This window comes from Endozoicomonas sp. (genome assembly GCF_051008435.1).
Classification (GTDB): Bacteria; Pseudomonadota; Gammaproteobacteria; order Pseudomonadales; family Endozoicomonadaceae; genus Endozoicomonas_A.
In genome coordinates, this window is the sequence record NZ_JBPCXO010000535.1 from 24,775 (window position 1) to 51,041 (window position 26,267).

At 45.4% G+C, this 26,267-nt stretch carries 21 protein-coding genes; 14 read left to right on the top strand and 7 right to left on the bottom strand.

Features of this window, described 5'->3' with window-relative positions; genetic code table 11:
* Positions 1–6: 6 nt before the first annotated feature.
* The 3 genes from ACR2PX_RS27215 to ACR2PX_RS27225 form a co-directional block, all read right to left on the bottom strand.
* On the bottom strand, positions 7–2,826 hold the full coding sequence (locus ACR2PX_RS27215) for an SLBB domain-containing protein (protein WP_434002500.1): 2,820 nt from the start codon (positions 2,824–2,826) through the stop codon (positions 7–9).
* Positions 2,819–3,580: a hypothetical protein gene (locus ACR2PX_RS27220; protein ID WP_434002501.1), complete on the bottom strand. Its 762-nt coding sequence runs from the start codon at positions 3,578–3,580 to the stop codon at positions 2,819–2,821. Before ACR2PX_RS27220 ends, ACR2PX_RS27215 begins: the two co-directional genes overlap by 8 nt.
* A 73-nt stretch (positions 3,581–3,653) precedes the next feature.
* Positions 3,654–3,986: an STAS domain-containing protein gene (locus ACR2PX_RS27225; RefSeq protein ID WP_434002502.1), complete on the bottom strand. Its 333-nt coding sequence runs from the start codon at positions 3,984–3,986 to the stop codon at positions 3,654–3,656.
* Positions 3,987–4,445: 459 nt separating this feature from the next.
* Between ACR2PX_RS27225 and ACR2PX_RS27230 the strand changes: the two genes are divergently transcribed.
* The 11 genes from ACR2PX_RS27230 (at position 4,446) to ACR2PX_RS27280 (ending at position 17,616) form a co-directional block, all read left to right on the top strand.
* Positions 4,446–6,506: a putative bifunctional diguanylate cyclase/phosphodiesterase gene (locus ACR2PX_RS27230; protein WP_434002503.1), complete on the top strand. Its 2,061-nt coding sequence runs from the start codon at positions 4,446–4,448 to the stop codon at positions 6,504–6,506.
* 14 nt (positions 6,507–6,520) lie between these two features.
* On the top strand, positions 6,521–7,618 hold the full coding sequence (locus ACR2PX_RS27235; protein ID WP_434002504.1) for a glycosyltransferase family 4 protein: 1,098 nt from the start codon (positions 6,521–6,523) through the stop codon (positions 7,616–7,618).
* A 4-nt stretch (positions 7,619–7,622) separates the two neighbouring features.
* Positions 7,623–9,050, top strand: a complete 1,428-nt coding sequence (locus ACR2PX_RS27240; RefSeq protein WP_434002505.1) for a lipopolysaccharide biosynthesis protein — start codon at positions 7,623–7,625, stop codon at positions 9,048–9,050.
* A 15-nt stretch (positions 9,051–9,065) separates the two neighbouring features.
* Positions 9,066–10,565 carry an O-antigen ligase family protein gene (locus ACR2PX_RS27245; RefSeq protein WP_434002506.1) on the top strand — a complete coding sequence of 500 codons (1,500 nt, stop codon included), beginning with the start codon at positions 9,066–9,068 and terminating at the stop codon, positions 10,563–10,565.
* Complete coding sequence (locus ACR2PX_RS27250; protein ID WP_434002507.1) at positions 10,528–11,253, top strand: acyltransferase; 726 nt, start codon at positions 10,528–10,530, stop codon at positions 11,251–11,253. Before ACR2PX_RS27245 ends, ACR2PX_RS27250 begins: the two co-directional genes overlap by 38 nt.
* A 1-nt stretch (position 11,254) precedes the next feature.
* Entirely contained in the window at positions 11,255–12,421 is a 1,167-nt protein-coding gene (locus ACR2PX_RS27255) for a glycosyltransferase (RefSeq protein ID WP_434002508.1), read from the top strand.
* Positions 12,422–12,584: 163 nt separating this feature from the next.
* Positions 12,585–13,085 carry a hypothetical protein gene (locus ACR2PX_RS27260; RefSeq protein ID WP_434002509.1) on the top strand — a complete coding sequence of 167 codons (501 nt, stop codon included), beginning with the start codon at positions 12,585–12,587 and terminating at the stop codon, positions 13,083–13,085.
* Positions 13,075–14,571, top strand: coding sequence for a GumC family protein (locus tag ACR2PX_RS27265; protein WP_434002510.1), 1,497 nt, complete (start codon positions 13,075–13,077; stop codon positions 14,569–14,571). The genes ACR2PX_RS27260 and ACR2PX_RS27265 overlap by 11 nt, the downstream gene beginning before the upstream one ends.
* The gene (locus tag ACR2PX_RS27270) at positions 14,568–15,659 is read left to right on the top strand and encodes a glycosyltransferase (protein ID WP_434002511.1); all 1,092 of its coding nucleotides are present in this window, start codon (positions 14,568–14,570) and stop codon (positions 15,657–15,659) included. Before ACR2PX_RS27265 ends, ACR2PX_RS27270 begins: the two co-directional genes overlap by 4 nt.
* A complete protein-coding gene (locus tag ACR2PX_RS27275; RefSeq protein ID WP_434002512.1) occupies positions 15,659–16,876 on the top strand; it encodes a glycosyltransferase family 2 protein in 1,218 nt (405 codons plus the stop codon). The genes ACR2PX_RS27270 and ACR2PX_RS27275 overlap by 1 nt, the downstream gene beginning before the upstream one ends.
* A gap of 98 nt (positions 16,877–16,974) precedes the next feature.
* Complete coding sequence (locus ACR2PX_RS27280) at positions 16,975–17,616, top strand: sugar transferase (protein WP_434002513.1); 642 nt, start codon at positions 16,975–16,977, stop codon at positions 17,614–17,616.
* 16 nt (positions 17,617–17,632) lie between these two features.
* Here ACR2PX_RS27280 and yvcK read toward each other — a convergent pair whose 3' ends face one another.
* From yvcK to sctC, 3 genes are all read right to left on the bottom strand, one after another.
* Positions 17,633–18,547, bottom strand: coding sequence for a uridine diphosphate-N-acetylglucosamine-binding protein YvcK (yvcK, locus tag ACR2PX_RS27285; RefSeq protein ID WP_434002514.1), 915 nt, complete (start codon positions 18,545–18,547; stop codon positions 17,633–17,635).
* A 67-nt stretch (positions 18,548–18,614) separates the two neighbouring features.
* Positions 18,615–20,171, bottom strand: coding sequence for a glycerol-3-phosphate dehydrogenase (glpD, locus tag ACR2PX_RS27290; protein WP_434002515.1), 1,557 nt, complete (start codon positions 20,169–20,171; stop codon positions 18,615–18,617).
* A gap of 164 nt (positions 20,172–20,335) precedes the next feature.
* Complete coding sequence (gene sctC, locus ACR2PX_RS27295) at positions 20,336–22,501, bottom strand: type III secretion system outer membrane ring subunit SctC (RefSeq protein ID WP_434002516.1); 2,166 nt, start codon at positions 22,499–22,501, stop codon at positions 20,336–20,338.
* Between the two features lie 254 nt (positions 22,502–22,755).
* Between sctC and ACR2PX_RS27300 the strand changes: the two genes are divergently transcribed.
* Genes ACR2PX_RS27300 through sctV form a run of 3 tightly spaced genes read left to right on the top strand, consistent with a single transcriptional unit; the run spans position 22,756 to position 25,587 of the window.
* Positions 22,756–23,127 (top strand): hypothetical protein, encoded by a 372-nt coding sequence (locus tag ACR2PX_RS27300; RefSeq protein ID WP_434002517.1) that lies wholly within the window; start codon positions 22,756–22,758, stop codon positions 23,125–23,127.
* Between the two features lie 25 nt (positions 23,128–23,152).
* Entirely contained in the window at positions 23,153–23,446 is a 294-nt protein-coding gene (locus tag ACR2PX_RS27305) for a hypothetical protein (protein WP_434002518.1), read from the top strand.
* A 53-nt stretch (positions 23,447–23,499) separates the two neighbouring features.
* Positions 23,500–25,587 (top strand): type III secretion system export apparatus subunit SctV, encoded by a 2,088-nt coding sequence (gene sctV, locus ACR2PX_RS27310; protein WP_434002519.1) that lies wholly within the window; start codon positions 23,500–23,502, stop codon positions 25,585–25,587.
* 124 nt (positions 25,588–25,711) lie between these two features.
* Here sctV and ACR2PX_RS27315 read toward each other — a convergent pair whose 3' ends face one another.
* Positions 25,712–26,236: a GNAT family N-acetyltransferase gene (locus tag ACR2PX_RS27315; protein WP_434002520.1), complete on the bottom strand. Its 525-nt coding sequence runs from the start codon at positions 26,234–26,236 to the stop codon at positions 25,712–25,714.
* Positions 26,237–26,267 lie beyond the last annotated feature (31 nt).

The following is a 26,267-nucleotide window of genomic DNA, read 5'->3' on the forward strand; positions in this document are numbered from 1 at the left end:
CACCACCTAGAGGGCTGAGCCCGATATCAGAGCCTTGGTCAGGCTGACCAGCGAAACAACACTGAGCACATCTTTCAAAGCATCTATAAAGTAAGCAAACTGGGTATTGGACACATCTGGAATAAAAACAGTATCTCCTGGCCTGATAACAGGTAGCTTGGAAACGTCGGGATTTTTCATGAACCCCATCAGATCGAATGTGTGTGCCTGATTTTTATAATCCGATGCATTCACAATAATGATCTTTTCTATATAAGCGGTTTTGGTAGGTCCACCGGCCTCTGCCAGAATATCAAGAATCGACATCTCGGAATTAAATTCGTAGCGACCACTTTTGTTCACTGCTCCGAGAATACGTATGGTCTGGTCCTGCTTTTTCTCCACCCAGCTTCGATTTCTGGAAGGAATGTAGATCGTGTCGCCTACTTCAACCGAAGGTAATAATGTTTCATCACCCGTTTCAAAGTAGTTAACCAGATTCAAAGTACTGACTCTCGGCGCAGAACCATTGCGATGAATAATCCGAACATTGGTCAGATCCGCTTCATCTTTGGGCCCTTCTGCCGCAGAGAGAATATCCAGTAAATCAAGGTGCCTATTGAATGCGTATCGACCGGGTGCAATTACAGAACCCATTATATAGATGGATTGGTCACTGCTGAGTTTCACCCAATTAGCTTTGTTATCGGTTGGGCTCTCAGGTAACTCAGGAAAAACGATGGTTGACCCACCCGACAGTTTTGGAAGGGAACTCCAGTTTCCGCCATTTGCCAGAAAATGCTCCAGATTGAACTCACGGCTGACGGCCTGTCCCCCCTTACCCGTTTCAATAATCTTGACACGGTTCAAGTCAGCCCTTTTATTAGGTCCCCCCGCATGAGCTAACAGATCCATAAACGTTATAGTTTCTGAATACTCATAACGCCCTGGCTTGTTGATTGCTCCCAGTAAATGAATGGATTTTTTAGTGGGTAACTTGAGCCAGGTTCGATCTAATTCCGTCCCTTTCTCAGGGACAAAGATAGCGTCTCCTGCCATGATTTTTGGCAGTTGATTACCATCACCTTCCGCATAATCCTGCAAATTAAATGGAATTACATCGCCGTTTGTTCTGAGGATTCGAACCATTCTTGTGTCAGCATACCGATTGGGTCCGCCTGCATTCGCGAGCACATCCAGGAAGCCTACCTTTTCACCCGTTTCAAAAGCACCTGGTTTCTGTACCTGACCCATGACATACACAACTCTACCACCCGCCTTAACGGCATCTACCTGCTTGGGTACAAACACGGTTGCCCCTTTGGAGAGTTTTATTACCGCCCCCTCATCACCCTCATCCAGATATTTCTTAAGATCGAAGAGTTTTGCCTGATTGTTATCAATAATCCTGATCTGTTCAACGTTGGCATATCGTGTCACCCCCCCAGATCTTAACAAGGCATCTACTACATTAACGCCCTCCTTAAATGGGAAGGTAGAAGGCCTAATAACTTCACCAAACACCTTAAGTGCATCTCTATCCCGAGTAGGATCCATTGCTTCACCGCCAGGCGTAGAAGCTTCACCATGCACGTTACCTAATTGTGGTGATGATGGAATGAAGATAACATCAAGTGACTTCAGCTCAGGTATGAGTGCAGGATTACCCGTATCAAGATAACGCTTGTAATTAAACTTCTCCGGTTTTCCCTCTCTTCGAAGCTGCAACTTATCGAGTTGTGCGCCATCCCTGAGGCCACCCGCCGCATTGATAGCAGTCTGAATATTTCCAGTACTAGACAGTTCCACTTCTCCAGGGTTATTAACATAACCCAGTACAGTCACAAGAAGTCTTTTTTCCTTTAGAAAAACGGTCAGTTTATCCAGTCCAAGATAGGCTGCTGAAAGCTTTTTGTAGATAATACTCTCTGTTTCACCCAGAGTTTTACCGGCAACATTATGCTGTCCCACTTCTGGCAGACCGATCTCGCCTTCTCGGCTGATCAGAAATTCCTTGTTGAATCCTTCTTCACCCGGTAGGTCAATCCTGAGAATATCTCCAGGCTGCAAAGTGTAGTTTTTGAAAACACCTGTGGTATTGTATTTTTCAAGCCCACTCTTAACACTCTCTTTCTTGTTGGGTCTCTGAATATTTTCAGATTCAGCAGCCTTGGTAACACCAACTAAGGTAGGCACTTCTGAAGCAACCTTAGGTTTACTTTGCTTTATTTCAGGCGTTTTTTTCTCCTGAACTATCACAGAGGATGGAGTAACTTTTATTTGTTTACCCTGTTCAGGTTTTGGTTTTTTTTCTGCGATTATAACGGGATCCGGCACCTTCTTTCTGGCCAGGGAGACCATAACAATATCTTTGTCATAAACTTTGAAATTCGACATTTCATCCTGAAGAACAGTTTGTCTGCTTCCAGACCGGATGACAGAATAAGCAGGTGAAAACAGCCTATTTTCAAATAGAGTAAGGAAATGCTGAACTTTCGAAAGATCAGTATTTTTAGGCAACCAATAACTACCTGGCTCTTCAAGGTCTCCCAAAAAGGTGACCTTGATCATGCTTTTTAAATCAATAAATTCAATCTTGGATGATTGATAACCTGCTCCCAGAACCTTCTTAATTTTTTCTGATGCCTGGGATACATTTAAACCTTCAACATTAACGGCATTGCTGTCATCAATAACAACTTGGTTATTCTCATTAATCGACAATAGAGGATACTGAGGAACCCCTTTTTCAGAGTAAATGGCTACTCTTTTACCAGACTGCCAAACTTCGTTAGAAAAACCTAAAGAAGACACCACCATAAGTAGTAATAAAATTAGCTTATTCACGAGGTGGGCTCCTAATGATAGTTGACTCCAGGTCAATTGAGTCCTTCCACTCCCTTAACCTGTAGTTTTTTATCTGGCTTTTTATATCTACCGAAAATGCAAGACCATCTGAACTAAGTAATACCGGTGATTCAGCTGCAAGCTTACTTTTTACATTTTTCTTATGAACACCTTTATTAGAAAAGTAATCTGCTACTTCCTTTCCTCGGTTTTCATCTGCGGAATAGATAGATAAAAATACTTCAGGGTGATTTTCCATAACGGAATAAACCATCAGTAGTCGCTTGTGAAATCCCGTGGATATTTCTCCATCGGGATTAATCTGATCACATTCACAGTTCAATGCTGCTGCAAGTTCACTGGCTAAATCCTCAGAGGGTTTTTCCATCCCTTTCAAATTCACAAAACTGTTCAGACACTCACTGTTATCAGACAAACTCGACATCAACCTTGTCACATAGTCTAACTGCTCCATAGCCATGGCCACATTATACTGAGCATCCAGAAACAAACGGCCATCCATTTCCATTTTGGCTCTTCGCAAATAGCTTCTGACTACCTTGATCTGGCCTGGCATACAAAACTCAGCACCTTTATTAACAACAAAGGAGAGTCTTGATTCGCCAACATCCCAAAGGCTTTCCAGATAAGCCAGGTCAACCACCTCCGGTGTTTCAGGATAGCGATCCGTTATGCTGGCTACACGCTCAGCATGATCAGGCCAATGATTGCATCCTGTAAGGAATAAAAACATCAGGCACAAAAAAGCCCTGTAGAAATGATCTACAGGGTTTATAAAGATTTGTACTACTTGATCAAAACTTTTTTTACTGATTGGACAAATAGTCTTCCACATCATTATATTGCTTGATCGTCTGGTTAATTCGTAACATGCTGAGCAGTTCATCTGGTTTACCGTTAACACCCACTAAAGCCAGTTGCCTGTTCTCGATTTTTAAACGCTTATAAAGAAAGACCAGAGCACCGATACCTGAAGAATCAAGATCTTTAACAGAACTCATATCTACCAGAACATCACCTGCACAGTCTCTGATTAGATGATCGAAGTGGGACCGAACATCATTAACGGTTTCAGCATTAAATTGGTCTGTCAGTGAGATGACATCGCATGACTGAGCGTGCCAGGTTGCGTAATCCATTACTTCCTACTCCTTAACTTTATCCATAGGCTTTCACAAACGAAAACCCAGACATCTTTTTTTAAGACTAATTACCAGACTAGACAAGCATTGGCTTCATAGGCAATGGCACTATACCCTTTGGGAATATTAAAATTAGCTGAGAAGACTATTTCATAATCAAAAAGAGCTTTTGCCAATTTATCATCACTTTTTTTAAACTAAAAACAAATAAAAAAGATTCGCGACAATTATCCTACCTAATAAAAACCTCATTAAAATCATACTCAAGGATTACAATTTCGTATTAGTAGCCTGCTCTTAACTTCCTATAGTTAATTTCACGAGGAAAATAAAAAGCTCTTTGATCAACATCTTTTTGCTCATAAGTTGCTTTCTACTTTTTAATAAACAGCCAACCTCATTGAAGTCTGTCGTTGAAAAACGTTCTATGAATGGCATCGAAAGAAGTCAAAGAATATGGAAACGAGCACAGGCATTGATGCTAAGCAACGCTTATCTGCCAAATTGCTTAAAGCTGTTCTACTAGCAGCCTGTGTACTGGGTATTGCTATCAGTTGTGTTCAAATTTGCATTGATGCACGCCAATCCAGTCAAAGCATTGATTCTGAAGCCCAGCAAATGTTGGCAATGATCAGAGAATCATCCATCCAGGCTGCCTATAGACTAGAACCCACAATGGGTGAAGAGATTCTCTCGGGGTTGATGGAACACCAATCAGTTCACGTAGCAGCGATTAAAATACCTGACGAGCCTGAACTTGCGGTCGTAGAGCGGGGCCTTTCCACCTCAAAATACCGCCAGCTTTCTGACTACATTTTTGAACCCATTCGAATTTATCGTATTCCTTTGTATAAAGAAGAGCCCTTTCATGAGTATTACGGCGAACTTCTGCTGGCTATCGATACCGCCTACCATGGCCGGGAGTTTATTCAGCGCTCAATGATTGTATTGGTCAGCGGTATTTTTAGAGCCATTGCCATGGCATTGCTGCTCTACCTGATTTACTCCTTGATTCTTACCAAACCTCTGAACCGGCTGATTAAAAACCTGTCACAGATTAACCCGGACGCTCCTGGCTCTCATAAATTGCCTATGCCTAAAGGCCACAAGGACAATGAACTGGGTCTTTGGGTTAGAACAGCCAATCAGTTGCTGGAGTCCATCGAAAGAAATCTGAATCTGAGGCAGAAAGCTGAGGCTCAAATCATGAGGCTGTCTCAGTATGATTACTTAACCCGTCTGCCGAACCGAAAAACATTACAGAAACACCTGCAGAGCCTGCTCAACAAACCACTGAGTTCTGATGGAAATGTAGCGATTCTCTGTCTGGGTCTGGATGACTTCAAATCATTGAATGCCCAATTCAACTTCAATGCAGCCGAACATGCGCTGGTCAAAATTGCAGACCGACTAAGAAATCATATTGGCAATAGAGCTTATATTGGTCGGCTTGGAGAGGATCAGTTTGCAATCGTCCTCTCTAAAATCACTCAGCCCTATGAAGCTGCAGAAATGGCTCAGGCTCTTCTTAAACAGTTAGCCAAGCCTATTTTGGTGAACGAAGAAAAAATAACCCTCAGCGGAACGGTTGGCATCACACTCTACCCTGATGATGGTCAGGAAGTAGACAACCTTCTGCAGCAGGCCGAGTTTGCCATGATTATGGCCAAGTCCAGAAGTCATAACCGTTATCAGTTCTATATCGCCACGATTGATACAGAAATACGCCAGCGTAAGAAACTGGAAATGGATCTGCATGAAGCTCTGGAACATCATGAGTTGAGCTTGGTGTATCAACCTCAAATTGATTTCAAAACATCTCGAATGGTTGGGGCAGAAGCTTTATTGCGGTGGAAACATCCAGAGAAAGGTCTCATATCACCAGAAATGTTTATCCCTATTGCAGAAAACAATCTGGATATCATCCCTATCGGTGACTGGGTACTTGAGTCGGCCTGCCACCAGCTTCATGAGTGGCATCAAACGGGATTAAATGACTTAAGGATGGCTGTAAACCTTTCTGCCATCCAGCTCAGAGACAAAAATATCGTTGATCGCATCAATTACTTGCTGAACAAATATCAAATCCCTCCCCAGCTGCTTGAAATTGAAGTCACAGAGACCTGCATTATGGAAGATATTGAGCTTTCCTCTGAACAGCTCAATAAAATCAAGGCAACAGGCATTACTCTGGCACTGGATGATTTTGGTACAGGCTATTCTTCTTTGAGTTATCTGAAACAGTTTCCATTCGATAAATTAAAAATTGATAAAAGCTTTGTCGAAGGCCTGCCAGACAACAAGGAAAACACCGTTATCGTTGAAGCGATTATTCAGCTCGGTCGTAGCTTTGGCATTGAAGTCATCGCGGAAGGTGTTGAAACCAAAGAGCAGGAAACACACCTGATTAGCTCAGGTTGCACAGAAGGCCAAGGATACTTTTACAGCAGGCCAATCCCTGATAAGGAGTTTGCCGAGTTCCTTAGAGTCTGGAAAAACAAACCTGAAGCATCTTGAGGAGCCCTCAGCCAATGAAAAGCTCGGCCATGGAAAGGCAGAAAGTGGTTATTTTGCTCGACTCCAGCCAGCTGGGAGGCATTGAGACTCACATTGTTCATCTTGCTCTTGCCTTGAGAGAATCATCCTGCTGTTCTGAAATCTGGTTTTACAAACGCTATTCACACACTCACCCTCTGGAAGAAAGATTACAGCAGCAAGAGATTGGCTTCCGTTATCTTGAAGGGTCATTCAAACATTTAAGACACCTTCTTAACGCTGAAAAGCCTCTGATTCTTCACACTCATGGATATAAAGCCGGAGTCATTGGCAGGCTGGCTGCCTTGACTACCCATACGCCAGTGGTTTCAACTTTCCACAATGGTGATCAGGGTAGTGGCGTTGTCAGACTGTATACCTCCCTCGATAAACTGACGAGTTGGCTGTCCTGTAATATTGCCGTCAGTAAAGAGATTGCTGAAAGGCTACCCAAGCCGCCGAAGGTCATCAATAACTTCATAAATACCCACACTTTCCCTATCACAAATGGAAAAGAAATTGCCTTTGTAGGCAGGCTCAGCCACGAGAAAGGGCCAGACCTCTTCCTCAAGATAGCTGCACAGCTTCCAGAGCTCTCTTTCAGAATGATTGGCAGCGGCCCCCTGGAAACTGAGCTCAATGACGCCCACACTGATAATGTTTCGTTGATCGGACAGGTTAATGATATGGAGACACAATGGTCTGAGATTGGCCTGCTCTGTATTTCATCCCGAGAAGAAGGCCTGCCCATGGTGGCACTAGAGGCCATGTCCAGAGGCATACCTGTAGTAGCGTATCGACTGGGTGCTCTACCACAGCTGATTCAACAGAATGCTAATGGCTGGATAGCGCCCAAAGAGAATATCCGGGTCATGGCAGAACTGATTAAGCACTGGGCTTCTCTCGATAAAGCCCATTTAACGAACTTATCCAGATACTGTCAGAAGACCATCGAAAAAGACTATTCCTACGAGGCTATTTTGCCTCAGATTTTATCGGTCTATCACGAGGCTCTTTCGAAGAAAGGTCAGTCTTGGCCAGTCAATCATCAGTCTCCCTGTGAGAAACCCACGATCACTGAATTAAGAGAATAACACCATGGAACTGGGCCAGAACGTTATCAAGGGATTGAAAATTGGTGCCATGCTGAGGCTGGCAGCTCAGATCTTTACCTGGCTAAACACTCTGATCCTGATCAGGCTTCTAACTCCGGATGATTATGGTCTGATGGCTATGACCATGGCCTTTATTGGTATTTTTGCCCTGATGGGAGATTTTGGCATTGCCAAGGCCGTTATTCAGACAGAAGATTTGGATAAAAGTACTCTGAAGCAGTGTTTTACCGTCAACATTATTTCCTGTGTCTGCTTCTTTTTAATTTTCTTTTTCTCTGCCCCCTTCATAGCTGACTTCTTTAACGAACCCAGAGTCACTCTGCTCATTCAGATTATTGCCGCACAACACCTCATTCTCATTTTCCATACCCTTCCCTATGCTCTTGCGAGTCGCAACATGCTCTACAAAGAACGGGAAAAGGTTCAGTTCTTTACCACTCTCAGTACCAGCGTATTTACTTTGGCACTGGCGGCTACTGGCTGGGGAGTCTGGTCATTAATTCTGGGTCATTTATTCATGAGACTGGTTTCCACTATTGGCTTTTTCAGACTTCAGCCCTGCTGGATACTGCCTGCCTGGAACTTCCAGGGGTTTTCAAAAATTGCTGCTTTCAGCGGTCTGGCCACTATCAATGATGTACTGCGCTATCTCTACAACGTTTTCACCAATATCAGTATTGGCAAACTGCTGAATAAAACTGATCTGGGTATTTTTTCGGTTGCCAGAAACCTGGCCAATCTGCCCAGCGACAAGATCGGAGAACTTTTAAATCACCTGGGTCTTTCATCTTTTGCCAAACTGCAAAATGAGAAAGATGTAGCAGGGCTCTATTTAATTAAATCCCTGCAATTGGCCAGTCTGGCTTTGTTTCCGGTCTATTTCGGAATGTGTGCAGTAGCGCCAGAACTGATCACTCTGGTACTTTCTGAGACATGGGTGGCAGCAATCGTTCCTTTCCAGATTCTCTGTCTATCCAGCCCTCTGAGAATGCTATCAGAAATTCTCGCAACCGCTTCTACCGCCGTTGGAGAACCCAAGAAAAACACCTGGGCACTACTTGGGTCACTGACTTTGCTACCAACCATTCTTTTTGGTATTCAATACGGAGTCACTGGCGCCTGCCTGGCCTGGCTGGGCGTTACAGGGGTCAGCTTCATATTCCACCTATGGAGCATGCTGCCGGTTTTTCAGGTATCAGCAAAAGATTTTTTCAAAGCACTGGCTCCAGGCTTTATCAGCTCTGCGCTGATGCTGACAGGACTAATGTTGATTCGCTATCAAGCTTTCGACATCAACAGCTGGCTACTGTTTGGCGCAATGATTTTGGCAGGTGGCCTGATATTCATTTTATCCATGCTGCTTCTTTTCAGAATGCAAACCAAGACCATTCTTGGTTATCTCAGGCACTAGGCATAGAGAGGAATTATGCGGGGTCCGGTTCTAGAAAGGATATTCGCCAATAAGCACCAGACTACTGTAGCCTTTATCTACTGTATTCTGACTGCTTTGCCAGCTCTGTTGCTGCCCCACCCGATTGCTCTGATTCCATTGGCGGCCATACCTCTGGGTCTCATTTTTATATTGCGAAAACCCTTTGTTGTTGTATTGATTTTTATCATGTTTTCCTTCTTTCGGCTCCATGAAGTTTTTCCCCAGCTGGACCCAATCAAAATCCCCATGCTGACAGCTTTGGGATCCTACTTCGTATTGGGCTGGCATATTGTTCTGACTCGAAAAGTAAAAATGTACTGGCGACATGAACACACAGCCTTTGCCCGATTTTTTGGCTGGGTTATTCTGGGTATTGCTTTCTCGAGTCATCCTCCCAGCGCTTTTGGCAGCTTTACCAGCGTCTATGTGAAAATTGGCATAATGGTTCTGGCCATTTCCTGGCTAATGACCGAACACTGGCACTTTAAGCTGGCTCACTTCCTGATTATTTGCTCCGGACTGGCCGTTGGTTATGTCACGCTCTACAACAATGCCAATGGCATAGGCATGGTGGAAGAAACCCGTGTCACCATTCCAGGAACCAGCCTTGGAGACCCTAATGATCTGTCGCTGGTACTCAGTTTCCCAATGAGTTATGCCATTGCTTTTGCGGTAACACGGGGAACAGGTCGAATAAGAACACTACTGGGGCTTGTTGGATTCGTTATCTTTGTTTCTGCCATCATTGCAACACAGAGTCGGGGCGGCCTTCTGGCAACAGTTGCCGTAATGGGAATATTTGGTCTGAGGATCATCAAGTCCAAGTTGCTACTGATCAGTATTGGTAGCTTTGGTTTGATGATCCTGGTGGCAGCCGCAGGTATCAATGATCGTAAATCCGGTGGTGCCGCAGAAGAAGGGGTTGATGCATCGGCCATGGGTCGTATTCATGCCTGGGAAGCAGCCTTTTTCATGGGGCTGAGAAATCCCATGACAGGCGTCGGCCTGTCCCTGTTTTTGGATAACTACTGGGACTATGCAACCCATAGTCGTGCAGAAGGTCAGGCTCACGTCACTCACAGTACCTGGTTTCAGGTTCTGGCAGAAGCCGGATTTTTTGGACTGGGACTTTTCCTGTTCCTTATTTTCAGTATTTTCATGTCGATTCGATCGTCACTGAAAAGACTGGACAGAAACCGGGGTTCGCCAGAATATGACCCTCATTTGACAGCAATTACCGTTGGAACCTATGCCGGCCTGGTAGGCTTCTGTGTTTCTGGTAGTTTTCTGAGTCAGGGTTTTCTATGGCCTATCTACATTATTACTTCGATCAGTATTGCCATTGCCCATTACATGGACACTTATTACCCGGAAAAAGCAGAAGAGGAAAAAGAGGCTATAGTTAAAAAATCAAGGAAGTCCAATCCTTTATCTAACAATGGCAAGGATAAGCCCAATGATCAACAGCCTGAAAAACTGGCTGAAGTCCGGTAACTCACCGATCGCTAGAATTCTCTTTTCAACACTCAAAGCGATCCGTTACTTCGAGTTTCCTCTTATACGACCACTGCATAGCCTGCTCTATCATGCTCATAAAATGATAACGGGGTTATTTGGCAGTGTTATTCGTTCCCTTTACTGGACCCCTCTTTTTAAAAGCCGCCTGAACAATAACCCCAAACGTCTTTATGTCTATTCGGGCATGCCTTTGTTACTGGGACCACTTTCTATCACCTTCGGCCATGATTGCCGAATCTCAGGTCATTCCACGATCAGTGGCCGGGCATCCAGCTCTGATACTCCCATTCTGAAAATAGGCGACAACGTGGGTATCAGTTGGCAGAACGAGATCTTTGTAGGAAGAAAAGTTGAAATAGGCAACAACGTCCGGCTGGCCGTCAAAGTTCGTCTGGTTGGCTACCCGGGTCATCCTGTCGATCCGATTGCTAGAGCCAAAGGCTTACCGGATACCGACGATCAGGTCGGCGACATCATCATTGAAGATAATGTCTGGCTGGCTGCCGGAGTCACCGTCATGGGAGGTGTCCGAATTGGCGCCGGAACCATAGTAGCCACGGGAAGTGTTGTTACAAAAGACCTGCCACCCGGAGTTTTGGCAGGAGGCGTTCCAGCCAAAGTGATCAAGTCTCTTGATCACCAGAAGGAAAGCTTGGAGGCTTAAAATGGCTGATCTGGTGGTGTTTGGAGAAGACTGGGGTGGCCTGCCATCCAGTACCCAACATTTAATCCGGCATCTGCTGGCACGACATCGTGTCATCTGGATCAATTCAATAGGTATGCGAAGTCCCGGCCTGAATAGAAAGGACATGCAGCGTATTATTTTCAAGGCAAAAAGCATGTTTGGGGGAACAAACAAGCACTCTGAAGACATTAGTGAGGGCCCCTCTCCCATTATTCTCAGCCCCAAAGTCATCCCCTTTCACAACCTGTCCATTGTTCGCCAGTTTAATAAGGCACGACTGGTTAAAGACATCAGCGAAGCCTGCAAGGAACATGGGTTTAAGGACATCATTCTCTGGACATCTTTACCAACAGCGGTTGATGTTGTTGGTGCTCTGGATGAAAAAGCTTCGATTTACTACTGTGGTGATGATTTTAATGCGCTGGATGGTGTAGATCATTCAACTGTAAACCCTATGGAACGAGAACTGGCTGACAAGGTGGACTTGATTCTTGTGGTCAGCAAAGAACTGGCCGAGAAGCTACCTGGACCTTCAACAGTGATGTTCCCGCACGGGGTAGATTATGATCTTTTTTCTGCTCCCCGCTCCCATCCAGGTGATTTCCCCAGACAGGGACCTGTTGCCGGATTTTATGGCAGTATTTCTGAATGGCTTAATGTTGAAATGCTAACCCAAGCTGCCACCGCTCTGCCCGGCTGGCAGTTTGTTTTCGTCGGAACGATTAAAACCGACGTGGGAGCTCTGCGAGAACTTCCAAATGTTCACTTCCTTGGGCCAAGATCTCATTCAAAACTACCGGCCTATGTTCAAAACTGGGACGTTGCCATGCTGCCTTTCTGTCACAATCGCCAGATTGAGGCCTGCAACCCTTTGAAATTAAGAGAATATCTGGCTTCAGGCACAGCGATAGCCTCTACAGACTTCCCAGCCGTCAGGGTCTACGACAATGAGGTTACTATCCAGAGTCACAGAGAGCCTTTCTCCAGAACAATCCAAAGAGCGTACGAACAAAAAGAAGAAATCGAAACTCGACGGGCAGCAGTAAGAAACGAATCCTGGGAAAGCAGAGCCGCTCAGTTGGAAGAATTGATCGATCATCTGGCCAACCGACAATCCCCATTGCCTGAAAGGCTCAAAGAGAACTGAACATCTACAATCAGAGAGAGCTGAAAATAAATAAGGTAAAAATGGCCTGTCAATAAAACAACTCTTACGACATTTGTTGCTTTTATTTCAGCCGATTCGTTAAAAGAATGACAGTACTCCCTTTTGGCAAAGATGAATCAGGGAGTCAAACAGGGAAGTTGATGTGAACAGGGTTCCAGTCATCAAACATTCAATACCATGGCTTTTATTGATACTGGCCATGCTCTCAGGTTGTGCCAATCAGCCTGTCACTCCTCTTGAAAAACTTCTGACTGAACAGCCCCCCAAAACTGAAGAAGAGCTGCTCAACGCGATAGAGAAATTACGCTCCGAATCCAAAGATCTGACCATCTCAAACAATATGTACCGCCGGCAGCTTTCATTGAACTATGAAGATGACGCTAATCATATCTCTGAGCATCAGAAGAAAGTGATCAAACTGTTTTTCCAGACGCTGCCAGATCGAGATAATCTGAGCATCATTCTGTCTATCTCTCCCTCATCAGATGAAGGCTTTGAATCTATCAATGATGCCTGGGTCAGGGTCCAGGAACTGAGAAACTACCTAGAAGACTATTCAAACCAGATAGAAGAACTTTATCTACCTGATCAGGAACAAGATACCGTCACCATTCAGGTTCTAGGAGGTGACAGTGTCCAATGATGTACTGAGGAATCTCTTAAGACTTCTGGCTATTGCCTGGCGCAGGCGATACATGATCGTTGTACCGATGCTGATCATGCCCTTTATAGGTTTTTTTGCCAGTTTTCTTGCCCCAAAGTTTTATGAAGCTCACACAACCATTCTTCTTCAGGACACCAGTGAGCTGAATCCTATTCTCGAAGACTTCTCTCTGTCGACCAGCCTTGAAGAGCGGCAGTCTGCCCTGAAAATTTTGCTTAAAAGCCGGAATGTATTGGGAGCAGTAGCCAGGGATCTTGGTTACATTACCGACCAATCGACCGAAGAAGAAATAGACAAGCAGATTCAGGAGCTCTCCAGGTCACTTTCTATCGTATTTGGTGGTGAGTTGATTAAGATCTATTATCGCTCTGAAAACCGCACCGATATTGCATTCTTGCTCGAAACGGTCACAAAGCACTTTTTATCCATTGTACTCGCCCCCCATAAATCCTGGACGACCACTTCCGAAGACTTTCTGAAAAATCAGCTGCAGAGACAGCGTGAAGCACTCAATGGCGCAGAGGAAAAGCTCGCTGAGTATAAAGCTCAATATGCCCTTGAGTTGCCACAACTCCACAAGGCCAATATCACTCGGCTGGCCGAGCTCAGACAAATGCTCATGGAAAAGAAAACGGATCTTGCCGGTGCCGAAGCTGCTCTGAATGAGTTCAATAATAATCTTGCTCAAACAAACCCGGTCATAGGCAAGCTGGAAGAAAGGTTAATACAGGTCAGAGCTGACCTCAGCTTGCTTCGCTCTCGATACACAGAGCAACACAGTAGAGTGCAGGCATCACTTCGGGAACAGGAAAGACTTGAAAGCGAACGCAAACGAATGATCAGTGAAACCAGTCAGCTCAAGCCAGAAGATATCAAGCGATTATGGCATCTCGCTGCAACAGCACCGACTCAGTTAGACGAAACCAGAACAAGCTCTACCACCATTCTGGCCTCGCAGCTACAAGCTGTTCAGGAAGCCAATGCCAAGGTTATCAGTCTGCACAATGAGGTAGAAAGCATCAAGAGCATCGCTCATGAAATGGAGAGCAAGGTCACTTCATTCGCTCAGGTAGAAAGGCATCTCAATGAATTGCAGCGAGACTACGACATCAAGATGAAGCTCTACGAAGACTTCCTTCAGCGTTATGAAATGGCTCGAGTCTCGGGAGATCTTGGACGTTATGAGGAACTGGAGAGAATCAAAGTAATTGATGAGCCCTTCACACCCAGCAAGCCTAATACCCTTCCCTCAATCTTATTTGTTGTTGCCGGATTCTTTGCAGGCCTCGGTATTGGGACGGGCCTCACTGCCATCGCAGAAATTTCTGACACCAGCCTCAGGCTGAGAGAAACCGTTGAAACCATGACGGGTGTCCCTGTAATCACTCGCCTGCCAGCAATGCCACAGGCACTGTGCCTGACTTACAGCCCGGAAACTGACACCTTCTCAGGAGAGAGCACATGAGCCAGAAGTCCGTTGTTGCTCAGATTGTTCAGCATCTGGCCCCTGGCGGGATCGAAACAATGGTTCTCGATCTGCAACGGAGAGCTCCGGACCCTGAACAGGTTCATATCATCAGCCTGGAAGGAGATCAGGAAACAGCCTGCAACCACTGGCCTCGCCTGGAAAATATACCAAGGCTGCATTTTCTGAACAAACAGCCCGGAATTCAATTCAGGGATATCAAGAAACTGGCTGATCTGCTTAAATCACTGGAAATTAATGTTGTTCATTCGCACCATGTAGGCCCCATGCTCTATGGAGGCATAGCTGCCAAGTTGGCGTCATGCCGCCATGTACATACTGAACACGATGCCTGGCACCTTGCCAATATCAAGCGAAGGCTGTTAGTAGGCAGCTTTTTCCATCTCTTCCGTCCAGCAGTTGCCGCTGATGCAGAATTAGTTGCAGACAGTATTAGACAATATATCCCCCTGTTTAAACCTTCAGTGATCATGAACGGGATTGATACAGAACGCTTTCAGCCCGGTGATCAGAAACAGGCCCGTAGACAATTATCTCTACCACAAGACGTCCCATTAATTGGTTGTGCAGCAAGACTGACTGCTGTGAAAGCTCATGATGTTCTCATTTCTGCTTTTTCGAAACTGTCGGATGACACTCATCTGGCACTGGCTGGCGGCGGTGAGCTTGAAGGTGACCTGAAAGAACAAGTCAAATCTCTTGGTATCGAGGAAAGAGTGCACTTTCTCGATGTCGTTGAAGATATGCCCGCATTCTTTCATGCCATCGATGTTTTTTGTCTGGCATCGCTACGGGAAGGACTCCCTCTTTCACCATTGGAAGCTCAGGCCTGTGGCAGGAATGTAGTGCTAACAGACGTCGGTGGCTGCAGTGAAGCCCTTGCACCCGATGGTATGCTGGTCAACGCTGGCGATCAGGATCTTCTGGCTCAAGCTCTGGCCGGACAAGTTCAGAAAGGATGCACCGACAAGGCTAGAGAGACTGCCAGAGAATTTGTGGTGCATAAGGGCAACTTAACCAGAATGATTGATCAGTACGTTCAGCTGTATCAGGGAGGCAAGCTGTAATGGAATGGCTGTTGTTGTCTGTATTCCTGATAGCATCTTTCATCGTAATCTATCACCACGTAGGGTATCCCGTAGTTTTGAAGTGGCTGGCCAAGCAAGGTCAGACAACACCACCCCCTTACTACCATCGTCATTACCGTATCAGCCCTCTGGACCATATGTTGCCCAGAGTTTGTCTGATCATGCCTGCCCACAATGAAGCAGCTGTCATCACAGACAAAATTCATAATCTTGGAGCCATTGATTATCCTGAGAACAAACTAAAAATCATTGTTGTTTGTGATGGTTGCACTGATGACACAGCAGAACAGGCTAGACGGGCTGCCAGCCAGATAGAAAACTGTCACCTTGATATAGAGGTAGTTGAAAAACCTCAAAACTGCGGAAAAGTTGCCGTTCTTAACGAAGCCATCAGCTTATGCCAATGTGATGTTGTAGCACTGTCAGACATCTCAGCCTTACTTTCTACAGACAGCCTTCTCGTCGCCGCTGCTCAGCTCAGTTATGAAGAAACCGGTGTTATCTGTGGCAGTTACCATTTCTTTCATTCTCTGAGCATTGGAGAGCAGGCCTACTGGCGTTACCAGAGACAGATAAAGACCCAGGAGAGCTCACTTGGCGCCACTCTGGGTGTGCACGGAGCCTTCTATGCGTTTCGCCGTGACCTGTTTGAGAAGTTGCCGCCTGATACGATCAATGATGACTTTACGCTGCCTGTCAGCATCGTCATGCAGGGCTACCAATGCCTTTATGATGAACGAATCATGGCACTGGAGCTTGAACAGGCTTGCAATGAGATGGACTTTAATCGGCGTAAAAGAATTGCCGCTGGCAATGTCCAACAGGCCATTCGTCATATCGGTTTACTCAACCCCAAGTTCGGCAGGATTGCTTTTAACTTCTTATCCGGGAAGTTCCTTAGGCCTTTAATGCCAGTGTTTTTCACTCTTATCCTGATTTCATCTGGGTTGCTTATGCAGCATTACCTTGTCTTCACACCCATCTTCATAGCCCAGCTGGCCGTCTACATATTCACTTTGTTTTTTATACTGTTAAAAAAGCAGCCGTCATGGAAGCTAGCCAGAATTGTTTATTACATTATGTCGGGACACGTTGCGATGGCAGTGGGACTGGTTCGATACCTGACCGGTTTAGAGTCTGGACAGTGGAAGAAAGTTGCCAGTAAAGATAAAAGAAGTCGGGCTATACAAAACTGATTGTATCGGCCATAAGCAGTAAGGGGATGTGATTGGCATACCCCGCAGTTATTCGGTTAAAAGCCGGAGATAAAAATGATGTACCAAGGAGTAGGACCATGAAAGATGTAACTTATGTTCACCCTATTACCGCTCTCGGTAAAAGGGTAATGGACATATCCCTGGCAGTAGTAGGAATAATTTTGACCCTGCCTCTCTATCCCTTCATAGCCTTAGCTATCAAAAAAGACAGCGCTGGTCCGATCTTTTATCGGCAGATGCGTATTGGTTATCAGAGAGAGAACTATGTAAGCCTTTTTCTAATGACCAAATTCAGAACCATGAGTGCTGATGCAGAAGCCAAAAGCGGCCCTGTCTGGGCTGCAAAGAATGACCCCCGAGTCACCAAAGTAGGTCATTTTCTTCGTAAGACTCGTCTAGATGAATTGCCTCAGCTTTGGAATGTTCTTATGGGCGACATGTCCATTGTGGGTCCCAGACCAGAACGCCCAGGCATGTGCCATAAGCTGGAAGATAACATTCCGTTCTATACCGAAAGGACATTTGATGTTGTCCCGGGCATCACCGGACTGGCCCAGGTTAACCTGAGCTACGATGAAACCATCGATGATGTGAGAAACAAAGTAGCCTACGATCATGCTTATGCGTTAGCGTTAAGCAGTCCAGCTGACTGGTTGAAGATGGACTTTACTATCATGCTCAAGACCATGTGGGTCATGGTAACCGGCAAGGGGCAATAACCATCAGGTTAATGCCTCAATAATTGAGATGGTTCGCTACCAGTATATCCAGAGCCCTTCGCATTCCTTCCCGGCTATGAGCTCCTGGCTGGAAAGGATCTGCCAGGGGCTGTTGAAGCAGTGAACACTCTATCCCTTTTGGTGCTTCTCGTTCTTCAGGCCATAGAAGCACATCTGGATAAACACCGGTCATCTCTCTCATCCAGTTCAACTTCTCGCCAATGGCCATCTGTTTGACGGCTGAAACCTCAGGACTGATGTTACCGATAAATACGGTTAAGGCATCACTTTTCTGGATAGCCTGAGCCACATCTTTCATCAACAACGCCGGCAATATACTGGTCATAAAACTACCGGGCCCCAGAATAATAAGATCAGCTTCTTCCAGAACAGCAAGGGCTTCGTGAGTTGGTTTAATGTCGGGAATCAGCATTAAACGATCAGGCTTCTGGTCCAAAGCATCTATCGTCGTCTCACCTACCACCTGCTGAGTATCAAGCATGGCTGCGAGGCTGGCAGGCTCCTCAGACATAGGGATTAGATCGGTTTCAACCTGAAGCATTTGCCGAATCAGGTTGATCGCATCCATGGGACGGACACACATTTGATCCATAGCCAGAAGAATCAGGTTGCCAAGATTGTGGTGTGTCAGCTCTCCGCTGTCTTCCTTGAAGCGATATTCAAAAAGAATACGCGCCAGGTTGGGACTATCGGAACAAAGCTGATTAAGGCAGTTTCTCAGATCGCCCCAGGCTATGCAGCCACTGGCTTCCCTTAACCGGCCGGTGGAACCACCATCATCAGTGGTAGCAACAATGCCAGCAAGGCGATCTTTCATAAAGCCAAGACTGGCCATAACTCTACCAAGACCATGGCCACCACCTATGGCGGCAATACGACGACATTTAAAAAGAGCGTTGACGGATTGCATTTATCATTGAAGGGTTGTGACTGTAATAGAAAATTATAGATGAAAGGTAGGACTAACGTCTCCACCTTTAGACAACTTTCTCCAATGGAGAACCTTTACTACCGAAACGCCCAGGAATCAGTTCAGGTAATCTCTCTGATAAATAGGCTTTCAATCTTGCTTTACCGGACTCATCCAGCTCAATTCCCAGCTTGCTCCTACGCCACAAAATATCTTCCATTTTGTAAGCCCACTCACTCTCAATCAGGTAGTCGACTTCAGCAGCATAAAGACCGGCACCGAAATGTTCACCAAAGTCATTCAGAGAGCGGCTCTTACCTATCAGACGATAGCTCAGGTTTCCATAGGTACCACTGAAACGGGCAGCTATATCGGCAGGCAGCCAGGGATGAGCATTGCAGAGTTCTTCAGTACACGCCTGAACGCTCTTAAACTGCTCACTGCCTGGAAGTTGGCAGTCTTTGGTCCAGCTATTGCCCATATCAGTAAAATAAGGCTGTAGTTTACCAACAGCCGCTTCACCCAACTTACGGTAAGTAGTGAGTTTTCCCCCAAAGATTGAAAGGAGAGGCGCTTTACCACCTTCATCTTCCAGCTCCATGGTGTAATCACGGGTAATTGCCTGAGGAGAGTCTGACTCATCTTCACAGAGTGGACGCACTCCAGAGTAATCCCAAACGACGTCTTCCAAAGAAATCTGCTTTTTGAAATGTTTGTTCACAATATCGCAAAGATAGCGTTTTTCATCTTCAGTGCAGTACACATCAGCAGGATCACCCCTGTATTCAACATCGGTTGTTCCCACCAGAGAGTATTTATCCAGGTAGGGAATGACAAAAACAATCCGGTTATCTTCATTCTGTAAAATATAAGCTCGGGGCTCCTCATGAATACGAGGAACAACGATATGACTGCCTTTGATCAAACGGATTTTTCGGGGGGATTTTTTCTTCAGTCCATCATCGAAGAAAGATTGAACCCAGGGCCCCGCTGCATTCACCAGAGCACGACTGCGAACGATAGACTCCTCCCCAGTGATTTCATCACGAAGGGTGATTTGCCAAACTCCTTGATCCCGCTTTGCATGCAATGCCTCGGTTCGAGTACGAACTTCCCCGCCTCTTCTCTGAAGCTCCATAGCATTCAGCACCACCAACCGGGCGTCATCGACCCAAGCATCAGAGTATTCGAAACCTTTCCTGAAGGTATTTTTCAGCGCAGAATCCTGACCAAACTTCAGAGACTTTGATCCTTGTAAAGAAACCCGGGCACTCAGGTTGTCATAGAGAAACAATCCGGCACGAATCATCCAGGCCGGTCTCAGGTGCGGCCTATGAGGCAAACAGAAACGCATGGGTGAAGCAATATGAGGGGCCATTTTCAACAGAACTTCCCGTTCTGCAAGAGCCTCCTTGACCAACCTGAATTCATAATGCTCCAGATATCTGAGACCACCATGAATCAACTTGCTGCTGGCTGATGAAGTAGCCCCTGCCAGATCAGACTTTTCACACAGACCGACCTTGAGACCCCTGCCAGCTGCATCCACAGCAATACCTGCGCCATTGATACCCCCACCAATAACGTAGATATCAAAAAGGCCCTCTTCCTGTGCTTGTTTCATTCACTCACACCTAAAAACGAAAATTTGCGAATATTTTTAAACTATAACGAAACTTATAGTACAAAATAAACCTATATGTTTACTAATTCGAATAAATACGAATCTACAGGTGGTTGATAACAGAGATATGACACAAGGGGAGTAAGTGCATGAGAACTGCCCGTTCAAACTCCTGCACTAAGGATACGAGGGGTTATAAGGAACAGGCGCATTTGACTGGTGTTTTGCTTCTTATCAGCCCGGAACAATCGACCAAGGACCGGGATATCACCTAACACAGGCACTTTAGTCGTTTTATTGTTCTGGCTTTCCTTATAAAAGCCACCAATCAGCAAGCTTTCATTTTCGTTTACGATCGCCTGTGTGCTTATCGAACTATTTGTGACTCTTGGCAGAGTAAGATTCTGATCGTTAGAATCGCCACCATCCTGAATATTCACACTCATATGAATCCGGCGGCCTATCTCTTCTTTCACAATCCTTGGAGTAACTTGCACAACTGTACCGGACGTCACAGGAAACAATTCAGCATCTTCCTGACTGGCTACCTGAACGTAAAAAGTACTGCTGTTATCAAAAACAGCTTCCAGATTATCCAGAGTGAGAATAGAAGGCTTCGAAACGACCTTGGCGCGTCCTTCATCTTCCAACAAACTGAGCCGGGCATTAAAGCTGCCAATGCTCATCCCCAGAACAGTGGTAAAAGAAGAGAAGTCGTCTTTATAAGCTGAAGATCCAGGATCAAATTTAATTTCAGAATTACCTCCCCGGGTATTGTTCCAGTCAACACCCAGGGCTTCTATATCATCCGTATTGACATCGATAATCGAGACGCTGACTTCAACCTGAGAGGAAGGCTTGTCCAGAGATTCAATCAAGCCCTCATACATGGCCATCTTGGATTCCAGATCGTGGACAATAATGGCATTCAGTCTTGGATCTGCACTGATATAAGCCCCTTCAACCTTTGCACCGGAATTCAATGCTTCTTGTGGCTGCTGCGCCTGTTGATTATTCCAAACGCCTTGACGTACAACACCTTTTGCAGGTTGTATTTTCAAAGTCTCAACGGGTTTACGCTCTACGCTGGAAACCCCCCCTCCACTGGCAATACTTTTCAACAAAGTGGCTACGCCTGGAACAATGATCTGTTGACCTCTGAAGTTAAAACTTTTGTCAGTCGCCCAAGCGTATTTGAGTCTGAACATACGCACGGTTAATTTGCTCTTTTGACGTTCACCTTCTTTTTTATCGAGTAATTCAGCCGTTTGGCTCACCATCTCGATGTATCTCGGAGGGCCAGAAACATAAACCAACCCGTCTTTTGGTTGTTCCTTCCAGAAAAAACGTCCATCCCAGATACCCACTTTTTTGAGCGTGCTCTTGAACCCCTGAGTTGTCATGTATTCAAGACTGATAATTTTCTGCTCAGCTGAACTGCCACTGTAGATATAGAGGGAATGACCATCAAAATACCAGATAAACCCATAGATATTGGCCATATGATCCAGAAAATCGACGGGGGTTAGTGGACCAATTTTCCCATTCACTTCACCAATAACTTCTTCAGAGATAACGACCGGAACATAGTAGCTGGCAGCAAAGTTCTGTAATGACTCAACCAGATCTTCCCCACTGCCATAATAGGCATAAGGGCGATCTCCAAAGACAGCCAGGGCTGGAGATTCTGAATCCTTAATCTCTTCTTCTGAATCTTCCTGCAACTCCCTGCCAACAGTATTAACACTTTTTGGAGGCTTGGTTGCAGACTCTGACGCACTTGTTGCTTCGGAAGAAGATCCTCCTTCCAAAGGGATATCAAAACCTGCCGTACTATCTGGTTTTGGCACCTTTCTTACATAGTTGTAATCGACACTTTCAATGCCTGTCGTTTGCTTCTGACTGCCCATCCACTGTTGCAGTTTAAAATACTCTTCTTCATCAGGCTTGGATCTTGTGGGCGGAAATGCTGTTGCATCCAATACTTGAGCCGGGGTTTCAGTAACAGGTCGAGTTGTTTGAAACTCTGGCTGAACAGATTCGGAAGCACTATCTGGCAGGTATATAGTTTGCCCCACCAGCAGTTTTGAAGGGTTGGTAATGTTGTTGTACTCGGCTAACTCCTGAAGCTCAAAACCGTAATTCTGCGCAATAATAGAAAGTGATTCGCCGGGACGGACAATATGTCTTCGTGTAGTGTCAGAATTGGATCCAGAGGACCAAACTGCAGCCGATGAAGAGGGCGACCAGAAGCTGGCAAAGAGTAAAGAGATCAACAAAGCCTGAACAGGCACCGAGATTAGCCAAAATTTGAGAGTTTTTGAGCCCATCCGAAGAGTGCCTCCATGCCCATCTTCTAAACAACCTGCGAATAAAGGTGTTAACGGCTAAATAAACTTTTTCTAATTAATTTTTTATTTTTAATAGCTAATTAAAATATACAACAGAATAAAACCAGTGTATCCAAGATTACCCTTCAATTCTAATCATTTACACACTTCTGGAGCCAGTTCTACGGTTTATTGTCATCCAGCCGATGTCTAAAGCGAAGAAAATCATTTCCTTTTAACTGGGGCTCTGAATTATGGACGTGTCTTTTAAAAACGGTCTTTCTGGCATTTCATTCGTCAATAATGATTTTATTGATAAAGACTTCCCAAAAGACAAATCTTCCTTCAAACCCTCTGGCGACAGTATTTCAGCTCATTTCTGGAAAGCCCTTGAAATGGGCCGTACTTTCCAGAACAGGGAAAGGAAATACGCTCTAACCCTGAACGACAAAGCGCCCTCACTGTCCCCCGATGAACATCACATGATGACCGATATGGCTTTAAGTCTTCTGAGCAAGCATGCCGATGAATGGCCTGAAGCAAAAGCTGCCTTGGCCGTTTTAAAAGAATCAAAAGAATTACAGGAATACCTGTCCATGACCCGGAACGTTCTGGTCGCAGGTTAATAAACAGCTCAGGGGAACACAAACCATGAATAAACCATTAAGGCAGTGGCTACTGGCGCAAGCCTCTTATTATATGGAATATCTCCAGCCGCGAAAATCTATTGCTTTATTGGAAGCTGTTAAACGGTTTGAACCAAAAAACCCCGATGTTTACCGAATGCTCAGTTATGCCTACCTGCAAATTGATCAACCTGAAGATTCCATCAGGGCCGCCGATACTTTTCTCCAGTACGCGAAGCCTGGAATGGATACCCGGGCCATTAAATGGATCAAGGGGCGAGCACTGCTCAAAAAGAGAAAGAAAGCCGCTGTAAAGTAGTCTCTCTTGCTTGACCAGACTGCTCTCTCCTGCAAACAGGCTGGTCGTGAAGCATGAACCTTGTCGTCGCAGGGCTGAATAAGCTCGGTCAAAGAAATGACCTGCTGCTGGCCGCTATGCTAGTAGTCATTGTCAGTCTCATCATACTACCCATGCCCACCGTTCTGGTGGATTTTCTGATTGCTCTTAACATGGGCTTGTCATTCATTTTAATGATGACGTCTATCTATCTGTTATCACCTTTGGAATTTTCTTCATTTCCTGCCGTCCTTTTGGTTACAACACTATTCAGACTGGCGCTTTCAATTACCACTACTCGATTGATTCTCCTTCAGGCTGATGCCGGCGAAATTGTTTATACCTTCGGTAATTTCGTGGTTGGCGGTAACCTTATCGTAGGTATTGTAATCTTCCTGATCATCACCATTGTCCAGTTCCTGGTAATCACCAAAGGTTCTGAAAGGGTCGCAGAAGTCAGTGCACGTTTCTCTCTCGATGGCATGCCTGGTAAGCAGATGAGTATCGACGCCGACCTGAGAGCTGGATCCATTGAGATGGAAGAAGCTCAGAAACGCCGGGAGCTGGTACAGAAAGAGAGTCAGATGTACGGTTCCATGGATGGTGCGATGAAGTTTGTAAAAGGTGATGCTATTGCAGGCCTGATCATTATCTTTGTGAACATCACTGCAGGTGTTGCTATTGGTACCACCATGAATGACCTGAGCACTGGTGAGGCCCTGCAGCTCTACGCCATTCTGACTGTGGGTGACGGTCTGATCTCCCAGATCCCCGCTCTACTGATATCCATTACTTCAGGTATTATTGTTACCAGGGTTTCCAGCGAAGATTCCAAGGACCTGGGTAATGAAATTGGTGGACAGCTGCTCGATAAGCCCAAAGCATTACTGGTAGGTGGTGTACTGCTTTTAGGCTTTGCCCTGATCCCCGGCTTCCCTACTTTCATATTTCTGATGCTGGCTCTGATGATCGGTGGTGGTGGCTATTACCTGCTGAGAAAGAACACCCGCGAAATGGCTCAGGAGGCCGAAGGTGGTATTCCTGCCATGGCAGCAGCGACTGAGACTGCGGGAGAAGCCAGATCCCGATTGGACCAGCAGGAAGAGTTTACCCAAACCCTGCCATTGATTATTGATGTCCCTACTTCCATTCAGGAAACATTGAACACCCAAATGCTTAACGACGAACTGTTGAAAGTTCGAAAAGCCCTGTATATGGATTTGGGGGTGCCTTTCCCAGGTATCCACCTTCGTTTCAATGACTCCATGATGGATAACACATACTCAATCATGCTGCAGGAAGTTCCTGTCGCCAACGGCCATTTTCGACCGGGTTATGTTTTTGTTCGTGAAACAGTGGATCATTTGGAAATGCTGAAAATCCCCTACGAGCAAGAAGATGACTTCCTTCCCAGCCTTGACACTTTATGGGCTGAAGACAGTCAAAAAGAGAAGTTGGAAAAGAATAATGTTAACTATATGGATGCTCCGAAGATTCTTACATTCCATCTGGCTCATGTATTGAAAAAGTATGCTGAGGAATTTATCGGTATTCAGGAGTCTCGCTACCTTCTCGAGAAAATGGAATCATCCTTTGGTGAATTGATCAAGGAAGTCCAGCGCCTTCTTCCCGTTAACAAAATCACAGAAATATTCCAGCGTTTGGTTTCAGAAGACATCTCCATAAGAAACCTGAGATCGATTCTTCAAGCTCTTGTCGTTTGGGGTCATAAAGAAAAGGAAGTTGTTCAGTTAACGGAATATGTCCGCTCTTCACTGAAACGCTATGTCAGTTACAAATATTCCAACGGTAAAAACATGCTGCCTGTTTATCTCCTCGATCAGGATGTTGAAGATACCATTCGAGGTGGAATCAGACAGACCTCTGCAGGCAGCTATCTAGCACTGGATCCTTCTCAATCTGCCCGCTTCGTTGAAAATGTAAAGAATACGGTAGGCAAGATTGGACACCTTGAACATAAGCCTGTCCTGATCACCTCCATGGATATACGCAGATACGTCAGAAAACTCCTGGAGCTGGAAGTCTATGATCTGGCTGTATTGTCTCACCAGGAGCTGACTGAAGAGATCACAGTACAGCCTCTCGGTCGTATATCGATCTAACCCTGAGACATTTCAAAGAGCACAGAACCCTCTCTCTTAGAGAGTTCTATAAAGACTTTTTGGACAGGGAGTAAAGGCAGAATGAATAAAGATGTTCGCTCAGAAACAACTCAACGAATGATGACTAAACGTCTGAGCGAACTAAACCGTAAACATATTGATCAAAGTACTCTTCTCCTTTGAAAATATGCTTTCTGAAGACACCTTCTAGTTGGAACCCGCACTTTTCGAGAACTTTTCCAGAGCCTTGATTATGGTCGACCACATCGGCATAGATACGGACCATACCCAGCTCATCCATAGCATATTGAGTAACCCTGCTGAGAGCATCAGTCATTACACCTTTTCCCCAATGTGACTCAGACAACCAGTATCCAATCTCAGCAGTAAAACGGTGTACATCCAGTTGAACAACAAAACCAATCTCACCTATTGCCTCCCCTTCGTGATCAATCACAAAACGGGTATCCGCTTCATTCTCTTTCACATGCTGAATCCATGCTCTGGCATGCTCAATGGTATAGGGGTGTGGAAAACTGTCCCTGAGATTTTTGGCCACATTCCAATTGTTACCATGACGTGATAGCGATGGCGCATCACCATACAGAAAGCTTCTTATACAATATCCATTACCGAGATCAAAGCGCATATCTATAGCCTGACATGATCAATTCATCAGA